The sequence below is a fragment of the Gammaproteobacteria bacterium genome (assembly GCA_019911805.1).
In the GTDB taxonomy this organism is placed as follows: Bacteria; Pseudomonadota; Gammaproteobacteria; order Thiohalobacterales; family Thiohalobacteraceae; genus JAHJQQ01.
Genome location: JAIOJV010000016.1, coordinates 31,297 through 49,030 on the forward strand (window position 1 = coordinate 31,297; position 17,734 = coordinate 49,030).

Here is a 17,734-nt window from a genome sequence, read left to right on the forward strand (position 1 = left end):
AGCAAGCGTATTGCCTTTCACTCCTAACTCCTAACTCCTAACTCCTCACCCGCCAGAGGCAGGGGCCGTCCGGCGAGAAGCAGGCACAATTGTACCAGTTCGTCCCAGACGTTGCCCGGCGCCTGGCCTTTGACCATCTGGTCGAGGTGGGCGCAGCGGCGCAGCAGGTCCAGCCAGGTGTCCAGCCGATGGCGGGTCAGGGCCTTGCCGATGGGCCCCTGGCGCGCCTTCCAGACGCGGTGGCGGGCCATGACCTGGCCCGGGGACTCGCCGTGCGCCGTCTCCCACGCCATGGCCGCCAGGCTGCGCAACTCGCGGGCCAGCGCCCACACCACCAGCACCGGCTCGACGCCCTCGCCGCGCAGACCGACCAGCATGCGCAGGCTGCGACCGGGCTCGCCGGCGAGGGCGCTGTCGACCAGCCCGAAGACGTCGAAGCGCGCCGAATCGGCCACCGCCGCGGTCACCGCCGCCGCGTCCACCGGCCCCTCCCCGACCAGCAGGGCGAGCTTGTCGATCTCCTGGGCGCAGGCGAGCAGATTGCCCTCGATGCGTTCGGCGAGCAGGTCTACTGCCGCGGGGGTCGGTTGCAGACCAGCAGCCCGCATCCGCGCGCGGATCCATGCGGGCAGGGCGCGCGCATCCACCGGCCAGACCGGGACACCGACGCCGGCGGCCTCCAGGTCGGTTACCCACTTGGACTTGCGCTGCTGGGCATCGAGTTTGCCGCTGATGATCAGCAGCAGGGTGTCCTCCGCCGGCCGCGCCGCGTACGCACGCAGGGCCTTGCCACCGGCATCGCCCGGCTTGCCGGTGGGCAGACGGACCTCGAGGATGCGCCGCTCGGCGAACAGTGACAGATTGTTGGAGGCCTCGGTCAGGCGATTCCAGTCGAAGTCCCGTTCAACCGTCAAGACCTCGCGGTCGGCGTAGTCACGTGCCCGCGCCGCGGCCCGGATGACGTCGACCGCCTCCTGCACGAGCAGCAGCTCGTCGCCGTGGATCAGATAGATCGGCGCGAGATGCTGTTGGAGATGCTGCGCGAGCTGTTCGGGTTTCAGTTGCATGGGGATTGTTCGGCCACCACCAAGATACCAAGTTCACCAGGACAAAGACGATTTGAACCGCCAAGACACCAAGGACGCCAAGGGTGTGTGAACCGCCAAGGCGCCAAGACGCCAAGAATGATTGAGGTGTTTGCAGCGGCTCTACAGCGAGCGATGGCTGGAATGACCCACTGCACTCTCTCTGATCCACCAAAACACTAATCAGGTTTTCTTGGCGTCTTGGCGCCTTGGCGGTTTAAATCGCCTTTTCTTGGCGCCTTGGCGGTTCATAACACCTGTCTTTCTTGATGTCTTGGCGGTTCACAATCCCTGGCGTCCCGGCGGCTCCCGTCTTGAGCCGGGCAACGGCTATCAGCGCGCCAGCGATTCCAGGCGCAGCATGGCCAGTCGCACCAGGTCGCGGCGCATGTCGCGACGCAGGGTCTCCTCTTCATTGGCCTTGCCGAGCACATCGGTCGGGTCGAAGAGGTAATCGCGGGTCAGTTCGAGGTGCTGGGCGGCGAGTAATTCGCGCCCGGCGGGGTCGCGCACGCGGAATTCGAGGATCTGGTAGAGCTCATATTCCTGTGCCTTGCCGGTCGCGCGCACCGACAGCACACGACGTTCGCCCCGGTTGGCGATGATCTGCAGGATCGCCGTCGCATCCTGCGCCTCCGTGACGACGGTCGAACCTGCCGTGGCAAGTGCCCGGGTCCAGTCGCGTACCAGCGGATCGTACGGATCACCGCCCTGGAGATAGACCTTGCTCAACTGTGGTGGCAGCTGCACAGCACCGCGCAGATGAAAACCGCAGGCACTCACGGCCAGCACCAGTGCTGCCAGCAGACCGGCCATCAGGTAACGCGAGTACATTTGCATCGATCCACTCCGGAATTCATAAAACCGCCAAGACATCAAGAAAGACAGGTGTTATGAACCGCCAAGACGCCAAGAACGCCAAGAATGATTGGGGTGTTTGCAGCGGCTCTACAGCGAGTGATGGCTGGAATGACCCGCTGCACTCTCTCTGATCCACCAAAACACTAATCAGATTTTCTTGGCGTCTTGGCGCCTTGGCGGTTCAAATCGCCTTTGCCTTGGCGTTCTTGGCGTCTTGGCGGTGCAAAACACAAACCCATTCAAACCACGATATTCACGAGCCGCTTCGGCACCACGATGAGCTTGCGGATTGGCCTGCCCTCGATGTGGCGCTGGACGTTCTCGTCGGCCGTGGCGATCGCCTCGACGGCGGCCTGGTCGGCCGTGGCGGGCACCCGCACATGGCCGCGCACCTTGCCGTTGACCTGCACCACCAGCTCGATCTCGTCCTGTACCAGGGCCCCGGCGTCGACCGCGGGCCAGCCGGCCTCGGCGACAGTGCCACTGTGGCCGAGTTCATGCCACAGGGCGTGACAGATGTGCGGCACGATCGGCGTGAGCAGCAGCGTCACCGCTTCCAGTGCCTCCTGCATCACGGCGCGGCCCTGGGGGCTGGCGTCCGCGAAGCGGGTCACCGTGTTGAGCAGTTCCATCACCGCGGCGATGGCGGTGTTGAAGGTGTGGCGGCGGCCCATGTCGTCGCTGACCTTGGCGATGGTCTCGTGCACGCGGTGACGCAGTGCGCGCTGCGCGTCATCCAGCATGCCAGGTTCCAGATCCCCGGGGCGGCCGGCAGCGACATGCCCGGCGACCAGTTTCCACAGGCGCTTGAGAAAGCGGAACGCACCCTCGACACCGGCGTCGGACCATTCCAGCGACAGGTCCGGTGGCGCAGCGAACATGGTGAACAGACGCACGGTATCGGCACCATACTGGTCGATCAGCGTCTGCGGGTCGATGCCGTTGTTCTTGGACTTGGACATCTTCTCGATGCCACCCACCGTCACCGGCCGACCGTCGGCCTGCAGCGTCGCGCCCGTGACCTTGCCCTTGGCGTCGCGCTCGACGTCCACCTCGGTCGGACCAAAATACTGCCGCTTACCGTCGTTGCCCTGGCGGAAATAGGTTTCGGCGACCACCATGCCCTGGGTGAGCAGTCGCGTGAACGGCTCGTCGGAGCGCACCAGCCCGACGTCGCGCATCAGCTTGTGATAGAAGCGCGCATACAGCAGATGCAGGATGGCGTGCTCGATACCGCCGATGTACTGATCCACCGGCAGCCAGTAGTCGGCGCGCTCGTCGAGCATGGCCGTGCCGTTGTCGCGACTGGCGAAGCGCGCGTAATACCACGACGACTCCATGAAGGTGTCGAAGGTGTCGGTCTCGCGTTCGGCGGGACCATTGCACTTCGGGCATTGGGTCTGGTACCAGGCGGGCATCTTCTTCAATGGCGAACCGATGCCATCCAACGCGATGCCCTCGGGCAGCAGCACCGGCAGGCGATCTTCCGGTACCGGCACGGCACCGCAGTCGGGGCAGTTGATCACCGGGATCGGGGCGCCCCAATAGCGCTGGCGCGACACACCCCAGTCGCGCAGGCGGTAGTTCACCCGCCGCCGGCCGCGGCCGAGCGCCTCGACGTGCCGGGCGATGGCGTCGAAGGCCTCCGGGAAGTTCAGACCGTCGAACAGCGCCGAGTTCTTCAGCACGCCCTTCTCGGTATAGGCGGCCGCGGCGACGCCGACCTCGGTACCGTCGGCCGGATGGATCACCTGGCGGATGTCCAGACCGTACTTGCGCGCGAACTCGAAGTCACGCTGATCGTGCGCCGGCACGGCCATGACCGCGCCGGTGCCGTAGCTCATCAGCACGAAGTTGGCCACCCAGATCGGTACCGGCGCACCGGTGATGGGGTGCAGGGCATCGATACCGATGGCCATGCCACGTTTTTCCATGGTCTCGAGGGCCGCCTCGTTGACGGCGGCGTGGCGGCACTCCTCCAGGAAGGCGGCGAGCGTCGGATTGTGCGCCGCTGCCTCGACCGCCAAGGGGTGTTCGGCGGCCACGGCCAGATAGGTGACGCCCATGAGCGTGTCCGGGCGGGTGGTGAACACCGTCAGGCGGTCCTCACGGTCCTCGACGCCGAACTCCAGCTCCAGGCCCTCAGAGCGACCGATCCAGTTACGCTGCATGGTGCGCACGGCATCCGGCCAGCCCTCGAGTCCGTCGATCTCGGCCAGCAACTCATCCGCGTACTGGGTGATCTTCATGAACCACTGTGGGATCTCCTTGCGCTCCACCGGGGTGTCGCAGCGCCAGCAGCAGCCGTCGACCACCTGTTCGTTGGCGAGCACGGTGAGGTCGTGCGGGCACCAGTTCACGGCGGCGGTCTTCTTGTAGACCAGGCCCTTCTCCATCAAGCGGGTGAACAGCCACTGCTCCCAGCGATAGTACTCCGGGCGGCAGGTCGCCAGTTCGCGCTGCCAGTCGTAGCCGAACCCCAAGCGCTGCAGCTGCGCCCGCATGTAGCGGATGTTCTCGTAGGTCCACTTGGCCGGTGGAACCTTGTTCTTGATCGCCGCGTTCTCGGCCGGCAGGCCGAAGGCGTCCCAGCCCATGGGCTGCAGCACGTTGCGCCCCTGCATACGCTGGAAACGCGCGATCACGTCGCCGATGGTGTAGTTGCGCACATGGCCCATGTGCAACCGCCCGCTCGGGTAGGGAAACATGGACAGGCAGTAGAATTTCTCGCGGTCGGGGTCTTCGACGGCACGGAAGGTCTGGTGCTGCTCCCAGTAGGCCTGGGCCTCGCGCTCGACCGCGTCGGACTGGTAGAACTCTTCCATCGTCTTCACTTCAAGTGGCTGACCGCAAAGGTGGAAGCATACAGTAGCCGGCGCGCGGGCTACAATCGCCGCGGGGCCGTGCGCGGCTTCCCCTTACCCACAGATTGGCTCAAACTGTAGCCACACCAGAGCGCGCCCCGCAGGCGCGATTGCCCTATTCATTGCCAGGTGGTGAACCCATGACCGAGCAGCGCCCCTCCCCTGCCGAACGTGCCGCTGAACATCTGGCGGTCGCCTACAACCACATGATGGAATGGATCCGCGAGCGCATGGAGGATGCCGAGGACAAAGGCATCCCCACCCTCGAGGAGGGCATCCGCCACGCCGCCGACAGGGCGGTCGAGCTGGGCGAGGTCACCCGTGAAGAGGCCGAGAAGATCGGCGGCTGGATCAGACGCGACCTGGAGGAGACCACCCAGTACCTTGCGGACGGTGGGCGCGAATTCGCCGCATGGTTGAAATTCGACCTCGGCCAGGTCGAAGAACGTCTGCTGGACGCGCTGTTCAGTGTCGCCGACAGGACCCGGCTGGAACTGGCCGCCTTCGAGCGCGCCATAGAGGCGAACAGCATCTACCGAACCGGCGAGATCACCAGCGCCGGCGTGCTGGAATGCATGGACTGCGGAGCACCCATGCACTTCTACGCGACGTCGACCATCCCCGCCTGCCCAAGCTGCGGCGGGACGAAATTCAAGCGGCCGCGGGCGCGCCTTTGAAATACGACGGCCGCCGCCCGCTGGTAGCTGCACGGACCCGGTACGGCAGGGCATCCCCCTCTCCATCCCACTATCGAATCAGGCAATGCCAACGGGTCTCACGGGACGACTGATGGCCGCTTGCGTCGCGTCCAGGGGTACCGGGCTGGCGAGGTGATGGCCCTGCGCGTAGTCCACGCCGATATCACGGAGGGCGGCCAGCGTCCGACCGTCCTCGACGTACTCAGCAATGGTGCGGATGCCCATGGTGTGGCCGATCTCGTTGATGGCGTGCACCATGGCGCGATCGATGGGATCGGTACACATGTCACGGACGAAGCCGCCGTCGATCTTCAGGAAATCGACCGGCAGATTCTTGAGGTAGCCGAAGGACGACAGGCCGCTGCCGAAATCATCCAGCGCGAATTTGAAACCGCGCGCCTGCAGACCGGCCAGAAACGCGATCGCATGCGAGAGATTGGCAATCGCCGCCGTCTCGGTCACCTCCAGGCAGACGCGGGCCGGGTCGACCCCGTAGCGCTCCTGACACTCGATGATGAACTCGGGCATGCCTGCGCGCGTGAGGGACAGACCCGACAGGTTGATCGCTATCGCCGGCAGCCTGGACGGCATGTCGCGCATCGCCATGAAGGCGTGCTCGATCACCCAGCGGTCGATGTCCGGCATCAGGCCGTAGCGCTCTGCCGCCGAAATGAAGCTGCCGGGCAGCACCAGATCACCTTCCTCGTCGCGCATGCGCACCAGGATTTCGTACATCGTACCGCCACCACCACGGATCGCCTCGATCGGCTGGATGTACAGTACGAAGCGATTATCCTCCAAGGCGTGACGGAGGCGCGATACCCACTGCATCTCACCGTGCCGCCGTGCCAGTTCGGCGTCGTCGGGCTGATACAGATGGCTGCGGTTGCGGCCCAGGTCCTTGGCGGCGTAACAGGCGATGTCCGCCGCACTCATCGCGCCACCCACCGAAGCGGTCTGTTCGTCGATGATCACGATGCCGATGCTCACGCCGACATCGAAGAAGCGTTCCTGCCAGGCAAAGCGGAACGCCCCGAGGGTCTGGACGAGTTTGTCGGCGATCTCCCGGGCCTGATCGACGTTGCAGCCGCGCAGGATCACCCCGAACTCGTCTCCGCCGAGGCGTGCCAGGGTGTCGGATTGACGGATGCACGTCAGCAGCATCCGGCTGAGCAGCCGCAGCAACTCGTCGCCGGCGCTATGGCCACAGGTGTCGTTGACGATCTTGAACTGATCGAGATCGAGATACAGCAGCGCACTGCAGTGCTCCGGATCGGCGGCGTGGCCGATGACTTCCTGCAGTTCGCGTTCGAATTCCTTGCGGTTGACCAGGCCCGTCAGGGCATCGTGGGTGGCCTGCCAGCCGATCTGCCGCGCCATCGCATGGGTCTCGCTGACGTCGTGCAGGATGGCGACGGCACCCATGATCTCGCCGCCCGCCCCGCGGATCGGTGCCACCGACACCTCTACCATACAGGTGGACCCGTCACGCCCCTGCAGCAACCGTGGTTCCGGCAGTTTTACGGACTGTTGCCGCTGCAGACAATGCTGCACCGCGTCGGGGTCTGAGGTGCCACCCTCCTCCTCGGACAGTACGCATACGGTCGCGAACAGCTCGCCCACGGCGAGCTGCTGCGGCCAGCCCGTGAGCCTGCAGGCGGCCACATTCATGAAATCGATCCGGCCGCCGGCCGTGGTCGTGATCACGGCGTCGTTGATGGACGCGAGGGTGATCTGGGCACGCTCCTTCTCGGCCATGAGCGCGAACTCGGCAGTGCGCCGGTCCGTCACGTCGGTCTGGGTGCCGACCATGCGCAGCGCATGGCCGTCGTGATCACGCTCGACGACCTTGGCGCGCACCAGCATCCAGAGCCAGGCGCCAGCGCCGCTGCGGAAGCGGAATTCCTGCATGAAGGCGTCGGACTCACCCATGACGTGGTCCTGCAGGGCCGCGAGTACCGCGGGGCGGTCGTCAGGATGCACCCGCTGGGCCCAGAAGTTATAGGTGCCGACGACGTCTTCCCGCTGATAGCACAGCATCTCGATCCACCGCGGGCTGTAATAGACCTCGCCCGTGCGGATGTTCCAATCCCACAGACCGTCGCTCGCCCCGTCCAGCGCGAAGGTCAGCCGTTGTTCGCGCGCGGTGACACGCCGGCGCGCCTCGATTTCCGCCTCCAGCAGCTGTTCGCGCGCGGTGATCTCGGCCGTGTGGGTCTGTTCCTCCAACGACAATGCCCGGATCACCGCGATCATGAAACCGAATAGGCCGCCCACCAGCGATGGGATGACGAACATATAAGGCCGGATCTCGCCGACGGACATACCCAGCACGACCGTATGCTGGGCAACCGCGAAGGCCTGCACGCTGACAGCCGCCAACAGGACCGCCCACAGGAACATCCTTGGATATTTCCGCACGAGCTTTTTCAGGCTGCCGGGCGTCATCCGCGAACCCCACTGCGGCAACTTTCAGGATTCATTATAGTTCTTGACGGTATGGTGGGAGGGATTATTCCGGAGTGCCCCGGAGCACCCCGGTAGTGCGCCAATGTGAGTGAGAATCATCGGTGCTCCATCGGGCATGGCGTCCGGTTGTGTGCAGGAGCTATTCGGGGACCAGCCAGTCGAGCCGCTGCCCGCCCTGCCGATCATGCTCCAGGCAGCGCCTCAGCCAGTCCAGCGGCGGCACCAGATGATCCTGTAACGGCCAGGGTGGGTTGATGATGAGCAGGCCGCTGCCGACAAAGTCGCCGCGTGCGGTATCCGGCGCGATCCGCAGTTCGGCGCACAGGATCCTGCGGATGCCGGTCGCCACGACGGCCGTATGGAAGCGCCCGGTCAGCGAGCGCGACAGAATGGGATACCAGATGGCGTAGATGCCGGTCGGCCAGCGCGCATGGGCCATGGTCAGCGCCGCGACCACGCGCGCGTACTCGTCCTTGCGCTCATAGGGCGGGTCGATCAGCACCAGCCCGCGGCGCTCCGGCGGCGGGAGCAAGGCCTTCAGCCCCTGATAGGCATCCTGGAGATGCACGGCCACCTGGGCATCGCCAGCGAACAGCGCCCTCAGCCGGGCGTGATCGGCCGGCTGCAGTTCGCTCAGCAGCAGCCGGTCACCCGACCGCAGCAGGGCGCGGATCAGCCGTGGTGAACCGGGGTAGCGCGACGGCACCTCGGCACCATCGTTCTCCGCGCGCACCAGTGCCAGGTACTGCGCCACCGTGTCCGGTGGATCCGGACACGCCATCACCCGCAACAGACCATCGGCAAACTCACGGTTCTTCTGCGCCTCCGCCGACTTCAGATCATAGCGGCCGAGCCCTGCGTGCGTATCCAGCACACAGAACGGCGTCACCTTGCGCCGCAGCGTACGCAGCAGTTCCACCAGCACCACGTGCTTGAAGACATCGGCGAAGTTGCCGGCATGATAGATATGACGGTAGCTGAGCATCGTACTTCGAGTGTTACACGTCTTTAACCACAAAGGACACGAAGGATACAAAGCAAATCGCAGGCCGGGTTAGGTGATAGCACCATAACCCGACGATGCGCACCTCACCATGCCGGATTACGCTGCGGCAAGCCGCACCACATGAACAACATGAACGTGTAGTACAGAAATCCCTTTGTGTCCTTCGTGTCCTTTGTGGTTAATTCGTTCTATGACGATGCCGGACAAATACCGCCCACACCAGTACCGCACCGATCACGATCGGCCAGTTGCCCCAGCGCACATACGGGGTCGCGCCGCTGCGCGGTTCGATCTCGCCGCGCACCACGGCAGTCTCGAACTGCGGGCCACGTTCGCGGATGGCGCCGTCGGGGCCGATGATGGCGGTGATGCCGGTATTGGTCGCGCGCAACAGAAAGCGGCCGGTCTCCAGGGCGCGCATGCGCGCCATCTCCAGATGCTGATGCGGGGCGAGCGAGTCACCGAACCAGGCGTCGTTGCTGACGTTCACCAGGAAGGCGGCCTCTGGCAGCTTGGTGGCGATCTCCTCCGCGAACACGATCTCGTAGCAGATGGACACGCCCACCGGCCAGCCCGCTACCCTGATCGGCGGCTGATCCAGGCCGCCGGCACTGAAATCCGCCACCGGCAGCGGCATCACCTGCAACAGTGAGCCGAACAGCGCACGCAGCGGCAGATATTCGCCGAACGGTACCAGGTGGTGCTTGTAGTAGGCGTCTTCTTCATCGCCCACACTGATCACGGCGTTGTAGTACTTCCAGGCCTCGCGGTCCAGCACCGGAATACCGGTCAGCACCTCGCTGTGGGCGCGGCGCGCCTCCTCGCGCAACCGGATCAGGAAGTCGTTCTCCACCTGATGCAGGAACGCCGGTATCGCCGTCTCCGGCCAGACGACCAGATCCCGCCCGCCGTCCGGGCCGTACCATTCGGCACGCGTCAACATGAGGTAGCGCTCCAGCGTCGCCAGCTGCTGGTCTTCCTCCCATTTCTGGTCCTGTGGGATGTTGCCCTGCACCAGACTGACGCGCAGCGGCGGACCGGCGGCCGTGGTCCAGTCGACCGCCGTCAGACGCTCGCCGCCCCACCACAACGCAACGAACAGCAGCGGGCCGACCCAGCGCGCCCGGCCGTGTCCGACTAGCGCCCAGGCCAGCAGCCCCGCACTCAGCGCCACCAACCAGCCCAGTCCATAGATACCGAACAGCGGGGCATAGCCGGCGAGTGGTGCATCGATCTGGGTGTACCCGAGGTTCAACCAGGGGAACCCGGTGAACAGCCAGCCGCGCACCCATTCGGCGAGCACCCAGCCGGCGGGCAGCAGCAGCAACAGCTGAACACCGTCGCCGGCGGCACGGCGCGCGACTGCCCAGGCCAGCACCGCGGGAAACAGGCTCAGGTAGGCGACCAGCAGCAGCATGACGCCGATGGCGGCCGGCAACGGCGAGTGACCGAAATAATGAATGCTGATATAGATCCAATTGACGCCGATACCGAACATGCCCAGGCCGAAGGCGTAGCCCATGCGGAATGCGGTCCCCGGCGTGCGTCCGCGCAGCAGCAGGAACAGCAGCGCCAACGCCACGACGGCGAGCGGATAGTAGCCGAAGGGTGCGAAGGCGAACGGTACCGTCGCACCGAGCAGGAAGGCCGCCAGCAATGACAGCCCCACCCACAGGGTACGCGGCAGATCAGGTATGGACATGATGTTCCGGCCGGCGAGTGTCGGCCACCGGGAGGGCGGTGCGTCTGCCGCGCAGCCTGATCGCTCCGGGACGCGGGTGGCAGGCCGTGGCACCGTTGCGGGTCGTCACTGCTTCGAATCCGGCGCCACTCCCTGCCCCGCAGTGCCGGCCGTCTCGTCCGGCGGCGACAGTACGGTCAACCGCAGCATGTGTACGCGGCGTTTGTCGGCATGCAGCACCTTGAATTCGAGGTTGCCGATCATCACGCTCTCGCCGCGCTTGGGCACGTGACCGAAGGCCTGGACCACGGGGCCACCGATGGTGTCGAATTCCTCATCGCTGAAGGCCGTGCCGAAATACTCGTTGAAATCCTCAATGGGCGTCAACGCCTTGAGGACGAAATGGGTCTCGCTACGCTTGCGGATGAAGGCATCGTCATCGGTATCGTGCTCGTCCTCGATATCACCAACGATCTGCTCCAGTACGTCTTCGATCGTCACAATGCCGGCCACGCCGCCGTACTCATCCACGACGATGGCCAGATGATTGTGGCTGGCCCGGAATTCCTTGAGCAGTACATTGAGGCGCTTGCTCTCCGGAATGAATACGGCCGGCCGCATGACATCTTTGATATCGAAGCTGATGTCACCGTCGAAGCGATAACGCAACAGATCTTTGGCGAGCAGAATACCGACGACCTCATCGCGGCTGTCGTTGATGACGGGGAAGCGCGAGTGGCTGGACTCGATGATGGTGGGCAACATCTCCTCGGTGGTCGCATCCCGGTTGACCACCACCATCTGCGCACGCGGGATCATGACGTCGCGGACCTGCATCTCGGAGACCTGCAGCACGCTCTCGATCATACCGAGCGCATCGGCGTCGAGCAGATCACGCTGTTGCGCGTCGCGCAGCAGGCCCACCAGTTGTTCACGGTCCCTGGGTTCGCGCAACAGCGCCTGACTCAGGCGGTCAAACCAGGATTTATACGGCGCCATGCCGTTGTTAGGTCGGTCGTCCATAAATCTCGTAGATACAAGTTGCAAGCAACAAGGTGCAAGTGGAAATCGGCGATTATACTTGCCTCTTGCCTCTTGCCTCTTGCAGCTCCTGATAAGGGTCTGGATAGCCTAACCGGCCCAATATTTCAGTTTCAAGCGCCTCCATGGCGCTCGCGTCGACATCGGTCAAGTGATCGTAGCCACGCAGGTGCAGCACGCCGTGCACCACCATATGCGCCCAGTGCGCCGGTGGCGCCTTGCCCTGCTCGTGTGCCTCGCGTTCTACGACGGGTGTGCAGATCACCACATCGCCCAGCAGCCGGGTGCGCATGCCGGGCGGTGTCTCGAAGGGAAACGACAGCACGTTCGTCGGGCCGGACGCGCGGCGGTAGGCCTCGTTCAGGGCGGCGCCCTCCGCGGCATCGACCAGGCGCAGCGTCAGTGCATGGCTGCCACCGAGATCGGCGAGCGCGGCACGCGCCCAGCGGCGCAGCTGGGTATCGTTCGGCTGACCGTCCGCCGTCGACATGCGCTGAATAGCCAGCGACAGACGCAGCGTGGCTGCGGGCTCAGGCTCCATGCGGCGCGCCCCCACCGTCACCCCCGGCCTGCTCACTGGCGTCATACGCGGTGACGATGCGCTGCACCAGGGGATGGCGCACCACGTCGTGCGCGTTGAAGAAGGTGAAGCTGACACCTTCGACGTCCTTCAGTACGCCGATTACATGTCGCAGCCCCGACTGAGTGCCACGCGGCAGATCGATCTGTGTCACATCACCAGTCACCACCACCGTGGAACCGAAGCCGATGCGCGTCAGGAACATCTTCATCTGCTCGACCGTGGTGTTCTGTGCCTCATCGAGAATAATGAACGATTCATTGAGCGTCCGGCCGCGCATGAACGCCAGCGGCGCGATCTCGATGACGTGGCGTTCGATGAGTTTGGAGACACGCTCGAAGCCGAGCATCTCGTACAGTGCGTCATAGAGCGGACGCAGATAGGGGTCGACCTTCTGGGCCATGTCGCCCGGCAGGAAGCCCAGACGCTCGCCGGCCTCGACCGCCGGCCGCACCAGCACGATGCGGCTGATCTGCTCGCGTTCCAGCGCCCGTACCGCCGCGGCGACCGCGAGATAGGTCTTGCCGGTGCCGGCCGGCCCGATACCGAAATTCAGATCATGCGTGACGATACTGGCGAGATAACGCTTCTGGTTCGGGCCGCGGCCATGGATCTGGCCGTGACGGGTCTGGATGGACACCTCGGCCTGCGCCACCTCGGTGACGGCGGCATCCACCAGCATCTCCGCGGCCTCGGCATCGGCCTGCCGCAGGTGCAGATGCACCAGTTCCGGTGTCACCGCGGCACTGTCCGCATCGGCATAGAGGCGCTCCAGCACGCGCCCCGCGAGGTGCACTGCGCCGTCGTCGCCGATCACCTGAAAGTGGTTGCCGCGATTGTTGATCTCCACGCCCAGGCGGCGCTCGATCTGACGCAGGTGCTGGTCGAACTGACCGCACAGGCTCGCCAGCCTGCGGTTGTCAGCGGGTTCCAGGACGAGATCGACGGCGGCGGGTTTGGGATCCAAAGGCGGGAATGGTGTATGAGGAAGGTGTGGCGGACCGGCTCAAGCCCAGTTGACGGCGCGGTCGGTACCGGTGTTGCCGGTATCTTCGGCCAGTGCGAGGTATTCGCCGCGCAGGGAATTGGGCAGGGCCGCGGTGATACGTACATCGACGAACCGGCCGAGACACGCGGGATCGGCGGCGAAGTTCACCACCCGGTTGTTCTCGGTGCGGCCGGACATCTCGCTGGCGTCCTTGCGCGCGGGCCGGTCGACCAGCACACGCTGCACCGTACCCACCATGGCCTCGCTGTAGCCGGCAGCGAATGTGTTGATGCGTGCCTGCAGACGGGCGAGCCGTGCCTTCTTCTCCTCGAGGCCCACGTCGTCGGGCAGTGCGGCGGCCGGCGTGCCGGGGCGCGCGCTGTAGACGAAACTGAAGGACTGATCGAAGTGCAGCTCCTCGATCAACGCCATGGTCGCCTCGAAGTCGGCTCCGGTTTCACCGGGAAAGCCGACGATGAAATCCGAGGACAGGCTCAGATCGGGGCGCGCCTCGCGCAGCCGGCGAATGATTGCCTTGTACTCCAGTGCGGTGTGCTTGCGCTTCATCAGTGCCAGGATACGGTCCGAGCCGCTCTGCACCGGCAGGTGCAGATGACTCACCAGCTTCGGCACCTCGCGGTAGGCCTGGATCAGGCTGTCGCTCATCTCCAGCGGGTGCGAGGTGGTGTAACGGATACGGCCGATGCCGTCGATGGCGGCGATGTAATGGATGAGCAGTGCGAGATCGGCAATGCCGCCGTCGTGCATGGCGCCGCGGTAGGCATTGACGTTCTGACCCAGCAGCGTGACCTCGCGCACACCCTGTTCGGCCAGCACCACCACCTCGGCGAGGATGTCGTCGAACGGTCGGCTGACTTCTTCGCCGCGGGTGTAGGGCACCACGCAGAAGGTGCAGTACTTGCTGCAGCCTTCCATGATGGACACGAACGCCGTCGGGCCATCGGCACGCGGTGCCGGCAACGCGTCGAACTTCTCGATTTCGGGGAAGGACACATCGACCACGGCACGCTGTTCGCTTTCCAGTTGCCGGAGCATAGCGGGCAGGCGGTGCAGGGTCTGCGGACCGAAGATCAGATCGACGCAGGGCGCGCGTTCGCGCAACGCCTCACCTTCCTGGCTGGCGACACAGCCACCGACACCGATCACCAGCTGCGGCCGGGCGTCCTTCCACTCCCGCCACTGGCCGAGCTGAGAGAAGACCTTCTCCTGCGCCTTCTCGCGGATGGAACAGGTGTTGAGCAGCAGCACATCGGCCTCTTCGGCGACCAGCGTCCGGGTCAGACCGTGCGACTCCTCGAGCAGGTCGGCGATCTTGGCCGAGTCGTACTCGTTCATCTGGCAGCCGAAGGTCTTGATGTAAAGCTTGTCCATAGATGTTCAGACATGGGTGGAGGAGGAGATACAAGATACAAGGTGCGAGATACAAGTAAAACCCAGGTCGCTTGTATCTTGTCTCTTGCCTCTTGTATCTGAATTCAAAGAGGAGATACAAGATACAAGGTGCAAGATACAAGTAAAACCCAGGTCTCTTGTCTCTTGTCTCTTGTCTCTTGTCTCTTGTATCTGAATTCAAACGAGTCGGCCTGTAAGCCGGGTTCTGTCGTGGACAGTCATTCATCTGCGATACGCGTCGCCGCGTACCTGTAGCGACCTACCCGGGGGCAGCGCGGGCCGCGCCAGTGCCCCCCTATTTGGTCTTGCTCCGGGTGGGGTTTACCCTGCCACTTCCGTTGCCGGAAGCGCGGTGCGCTCTTACCGCACCATTTCACCCTTACCGGCACGCCGTCCTTCGACGGGGTGCTTAGGCGGTATCATTTCTGTGGCACTTTCCGTGGGCTCGCGCCCCCCAGGCGTTACCTGGCACCCTGCCCTGTGGAGCCCGGACTTTCCTCGAGGGTTACCCCCCGCGACCGTCCGGCCGACTCGAGGGCGCAGTATAGCATGAGTACCCGCCCCCCCTGCAGGGCTGTGCCCTCAGCGACCGCGTGGGCTGCCCCGCCGCGGGCGATAGCTCAGCTTGCCCAGAAACCGGTTGAGGGGGTTGTCGCGGCCGAGAAAGGCCAGTGCCGGTGCCCGCCGGATCCCCATCTGGATGCGCAGATCACGCAGACCAACATGGCCGGGCTCGACCCGCAGCCCGCGGCGTACCGCCTCGCGGGCCTGCCGGCGGTGGCCGAGCTTGAGCTCCGCCCGGGCCAGATTCTCGAATACGTCGCCGCGCGCCCGCTCCTCGACAGCCGCCCGCCGGCACAGGTTCAGACCGCTGACATCATTGAGCTGCACCTGGGTGAGCCCCAGATAGGCCAGGTAGAGGTTGGCGTAGACATCCAGGTCTGAGGTCGCCTGGTTGGCCGTCTTGAAGCAAGCGAGTGCGGCGACCCAGTCGCCCTGCTTCACGTAGCGCCGCCCCTGCAGAAAATCGGGGTGCAGCTGGACCTCCTGGTGGATGGATGCCCATGGATCGTTCATCATCGCTCCCTCCTGTATTGTCTGGACTCGTCTTCCCTGAGCCGCCAGACCTGGTGGATCCCGCGGCAGCCCACTCACGCCCCATGAAAAATCATTGCAGCCACGGCAACACAGGACATTCCTGCCGCGGCTGCTCACCGCCGTCGGGGTAACGAAGGTACCTGCCGGAAGCCTGAGACCGTACCCATGCCTCTCGTGCTGAGCGTTGTTTTCAGAACGGTGCCAGGCTCTTGTAGTAATTGATCAGGCCGCGGGTGGAGCTGTCGTGCCCCTCGACCGGCCCCTCGGCCGCCAGCTCGGGCTGGATGGCGCGTGCCAACTGTTTGCCCAGCTCCACACCCCACTGATCGAACGAATTGATATCCCAGATGATTCCCTGGACGAAGATTTTGTGTTCGTAGAGCGCGATGAGGCTGCCCAGGGTGCGCGGGGTCAACTTGCGGTAGAGGATGGAATTACTCGGCCGGTTGCCGGGAAACACCTTGTGCGGCAACAGGCGCTCCAGCGCCTCGCCCGACAGCCCCGTCGCCGCCAGCTCGGTACGCACCTCGGCCTCGGTCTTGCCGCGCATCAGCGCCTCGGTCTGGGCAAAAAAATTCGATAGCAGGATGCGCTGGTGTTCGCCGAGCGGATTGTGACTCTCGGCCGCGGCCAGGAAATCCGCCGGCACCAGGCGCGTGCCCTGATGCATCAGCTGGAAGAAGGCATGCTGGCCATTGGTGCCCGGCTCGCCCCAGATCACCGGGCCGGTGGCATGATCGACCACCCTGCCCGCACGGCTCACGCGCTTGCCGTTGCTCTCCATGTCGCCCTGCTGAAAATAGGCGGGGAAGCGATGCAGATACTGATCGTAGGGCAGGATGGCATGGCTGCCGGCAGCGAAGAAATTGCTGTACCAGACACCAAGCAGACCCAGGATCACCGGCAGGTTATGCTCCAGCGGTGCCGTGCGGAAATGCTCGTCCAGGGCGTGCGCGCCCTCAAGCAATTCCTCAAAGGCGTCCATGCCGATGTACAGCGCGATCGACAGGCCGATGGCCGACCACAGGGAATAGCGCCCACCCACCCAATCCCAGAATTCAAACATGTTGGCGGTGTCGATGCCGAAGGCACGCACCGCTTCGGCGTTGGTCGACAGCGCGACGAAGTGCTTTGCAACCGTCTCCTCGTCACCAGCGTCGGCCAGCAGCCAGGCGCGTGCAGTCTGCGCGTTGGTCAGCGTCTCCTGCGTCGTGAAGGTCTTGGAGGCGACGATGAACAGGGTCGTGGCCGGATCGAGGGGCCTGAGCGTCTCGACGATGTGGCTGGCGTCGATATTGGACACGAAATGCACGCGCAGCCGCTCCGAACCGTAGGGCCTGAGCGCCTCGGTCACCATCAGCGGCCCGAGATCAGAGCCACCGATGCCGATGTTCACCACGTCGGTGATCGGCTTGCCACTGAAGCCTCGCCAGGTGCCGCTGCGCACCCGCTCGGTGAATTCACGCATCCGGGCGAGCACGGCGTTGACGGCCGGCATGACATCGCGACCGTCGACCAGGACGGGCCGCTTGGAACGGTTGCGCAGCGCCGTGTGCAGCACCGCACGGTCTTCGGTGAAGTTGATTTTGTCGCCCGCGAACATCCGCTCGATCCAGACCGGCAGGTCGCGCTCGCGCGCCAGATCCAGCAGCAGTCCGAAGGTCTCGGTGGTGATGCGGTTCTTCGAATAGTCGAGCAGGATATCCTCGAAGCGCGCCGAGAAGCGCTCGAAGCGTCCTGGATCCTGCGCAAACCAGTCACGCATGTGCTGATCACGAATCGCATCGTAATGCCCGGTCAACGCCCGCCAGGCACTGCATTGGGTCAGCTCGGACATGCCGTGTTCCTTGAAGTCGTTCCGAATGTCATTTTAACCACGAAGGACACGAAGGAGACGAAGGAAAACCATAACGAATGAAAAAGCATGAGCAATGGTATAGGCCGGGTTCA

General features: G+C 64.4%; 13 protein-coding genes and 1 other RNA gene. 1 reads left to right on the forward strand and 13 read right to left on the reverse strand.

Going from position 1 to position 17,734, the window contains the following annotated elements:
* Positions 1 to 23: 23 nt before the first annotated feature.
* The 3 genes from holA to leuS all read right to left on the reverse strand — a co-directional run bounded on the left by holA (position 24) and on the right by leuS (position 4,771).
* Positions 24 to 1,067, reverse strand: coding sequence for a DNA polymerase III subunit delta (holA, locus tag K8I04_01000; GenBank protein ID MBZ0070301.1), 1,044 nt, complete (start codon positions 1,065 to 1,067; stop codon positions 24 to 26).
* Between the two features lie 351 nt (positions 1,068 to 1,418).
* Complete coding sequence (locus tag K8I04_01005) at positions 1,419 to 1,925, reverse strand: hypothetical protein (GenBank protein MBZ0070302.1); 507 nt, start codon at positions 1,923 to 1,925, stop codon at positions 1,419 to 1,421.
* 260 nt (positions 1,926 to 2,185) lie between these two features.
* Complete coding sequence (gene leuS / locus K8I04_01010; GenBank protein ID MBZ0070303.1) at positions 2,186 to 4,771, reverse strand: leucine--tRNA ligase; 2,586 nt, start codon at positions 4,769 to 4,771, stop codon at positions 2,186 to 2,188.
* 179 nt (positions 4,772 to 4,950) lie between these two features.
* Here leuS and K8I04_01015 point away from each other — a divergent pair, with 179 nt between their 5' ends.
* Complete coding sequence (locus K8I04_01015) at positions 4,951 to 5,487, forward strand: zinc ribbon-containing protein (protein ID MBZ0070304.1); 537 nt, start codon at positions 4,951 to 4,953, stop codon at positions 5,485 to 5,487.
* Positions 5,488 to 5,565: 78 nt separating this feature from the next.
* Here K8I04_01015 and K8I04_01020 read toward each other — a convergent pair whose 3' ends face one another.
* The 10 genes from K8I04_01020 to pgi form a co-directional block, all read right to left on the reverse strand.
* Positions 5,566 to 7,911: an EAL domain-containing protein gene (locus K8I04_01020; protein MBZ0070305.1), complete on the reverse strand. Its 2,346-nt coding sequence runs from the start codon at positions 7,909 to 7,911 to the stop codon at positions 5,566 to 5,568.
* 205 nt (positions 7,912 to 8,116) lie between these two features.
* A complete protein-coding gene (gene rlmJ, locus K8I04_01025; protein MBZ0070306.1) occupies positions 8,117 to 8,962 on the reverse strand; it encodes a 23S rRNA (adenine(2030)-N(6))-methyltransferase RlmJ in 846 nt (281 codons plus the stop codon).
* 199 nt (positions 8,963 to 9,161) lie between these two features.
* Positions 9,162 to 10,685, reverse strand: coding sequence for an apolipoprotein N-acyltransferase (gene lnt / locus K8I04_01030; protein MBZ0070307.1), 1,524 nt, complete (start codon positions 10,683 to 10,685; stop codon positions 9,162 to 9,164).
* 105 nt (positions 10,686 to 10,790) lie between these two features.
* Positions 10,791 to 11,687 carry a CBS domain-containing protein gene (locus tag K8I04_01035; protein ID MBZ0070308.1) on the reverse strand — a complete coding sequence of 299 codons (897 nt, stop codon included), beginning with the start codon at positions 11,685 to 11,687 and terminating at the stop codon, positions 10,791 to 10,793.
* A gap of 52 nt (positions 11,688 to 11,739) precedes the next feature.
* Positions 11,740 to 12,195 carry an rRNA maturation RNase YbeY gene (gene ybeY, locus K8I04_01040; protein ID MBZ0070309.1) on the reverse strand — a complete coding sequence of 152 codons (456 nt, stop codon included), beginning with the start codon at positions 12,193 to 12,195 and terminating at the stop codon, positions 11,740 to 11,742.
* A gap of 40 nt (positions 12,196 to 12,235) precedes the next feature.
* Positions 12,236 to 13,252 carry a PhoH family protein gene (locus K8I04_01045; GenBank protein ID MBZ0070310.1) on the reverse strand — a complete coding sequence of 339 codons (1,017 nt, stop codon included), beginning with the start codon at positions 13,250 to 13,252 and terminating at the stop codon, positions 12,236 to 12,238.
* A gap of 39 nt (positions 13,253 to 13,291) precedes the next feature.
* The gene (miaB, locus tag K8I04_01050; GenBank protein MBZ0070311.1) at positions 13,292 to 14,665 is read right to left on the reverse strand and encodes a tRNA (N6-isopentenyl adenosine(37)-C2)-methylthiotransferase MiaB; all 1,374 of its coding nucleotides are present in this window, start codon (positions 14,663 to 14,665) and stop codon (positions 13,292 to 13,294) included.
* 199 nt (positions 14,666 to 14,864) lie between these two features.
* Positions 14,865 to 15,220, reverse strand: an RNA gene (gene rnpB, locus K8I04_01055) — RNase P RNA component class A.
* A gap of 48 nt (positions 15,221 to 15,268) precedes the next feature.
* Complete coding sequence (locus K8I04_01060; GenBank protein MBZ0070312.1) at positions 15,269 to 15,763, reverse strand: hypothetical protein; 495 nt, start codon at positions 15,761 to 15,763, stop codon at positions 15,269 to 15,271.
* A 211-nt stretch (positions 15,764 to 15,974) separates the two neighbouring features.
* Positions 15,975 to 17,621, reverse strand: coding sequence for a glucose-6-phosphate isomerase (gene pgi, locus K8I04_01065; GenBank protein MBZ0070313.1), 1,647 nt, complete (start codon positions 17,619 to 17,621; stop codon positions 15,975 to 15,977).
* Positions 17,622 to 17,734: the final 113 nt, after the last annotated feature.

Excerpts from the sequence above, each read along its gene's own strand:
- holA (MBZ0070301.1), bottom strand. The coding sequence starts at position 1,067 with ATGCAACTGAAACCCGAACAGCTCGCGCAGCATCTCCAACAGCATCTC.
- K8I04_01005 (MBZ0070302.1), bottom strand. The coding sequence starts at position 1,925 with ATGCAAATGTACTCGCGTTACCTGATGGCCGGTCTGCTGGCAGCACTG.
- leuS (MBZ0070303.1), bottom strand. The coding sequence starts at position 4,771 with ATGGAAGAGTTCTACCAGTCCGACGCGGTCGAGCGCGAGGCCCAGGCC.
- K8I04_01015 (MBZ0070304.1), top strand. The coding sequence starts at position 4,951 with ATGACCGAGCAGCGCCCCTCCCCTGCCGAACGTGCCGCTGAACATCTG.
- K8I04_01020 (MBZ0070305.1), bottom strand. The coding sequence starts at position 7,911 with ATGTTCCTGTGGGCGGTCCTGTTGGCGGCTGTCAGCGTGCAGGCCTTC.
- rlmJ (MBZ0070306.1), bottom strand. The coding sequence starts at position 8,962 with ATGCTCAGCTACCGTCATATCTATCATGCCGGCAACTTCGCCGATGTC.
- lnt (MBZ0070307.1), bottom strand. The coding sequence starts at position 10,685 with ATGTCCATACCTGATCTGCCGCGTACCCTGTGGGTGGGGCTGTCATTG.
- K8I04_01035 (MBZ0070308.1), bottom strand. The coding sequence starts at position 11,687 with ATGGACGACCGACCTAACAACGGCATGGCGCCGTATAAATCCTGGTTT.
- ybeY (MBZ0070309.1), bottom strand. The coding sequence starts at position 12,195 with ATGTCGACGGCGGACGGTCAGCCGAACGATACCCAGCTGCGCCGCTGG.
- miaB (MBZ0070311.1), bottom strand. The coding sequence starts at position 14,665 with ATGGACAAGCTTTACATCAAGACCTTCGGCTGCCAGATGAACGAGTAC.
- K8I04_01060 (MBZ0070312.1), bottom strand. The coding sequence starts at position 15,763 with ATGAACGATCCATGGGCATCCATCCACCAGGAGGTCCAGCTGCACCCC.
- pgi (MBZ0070313.1), bottom strand. The coding sequence starts at position 17,621 with ATGTCCGAGCTGACCCAATGCAGTGCCTGGCGGGCGTTGACCGGGCAT.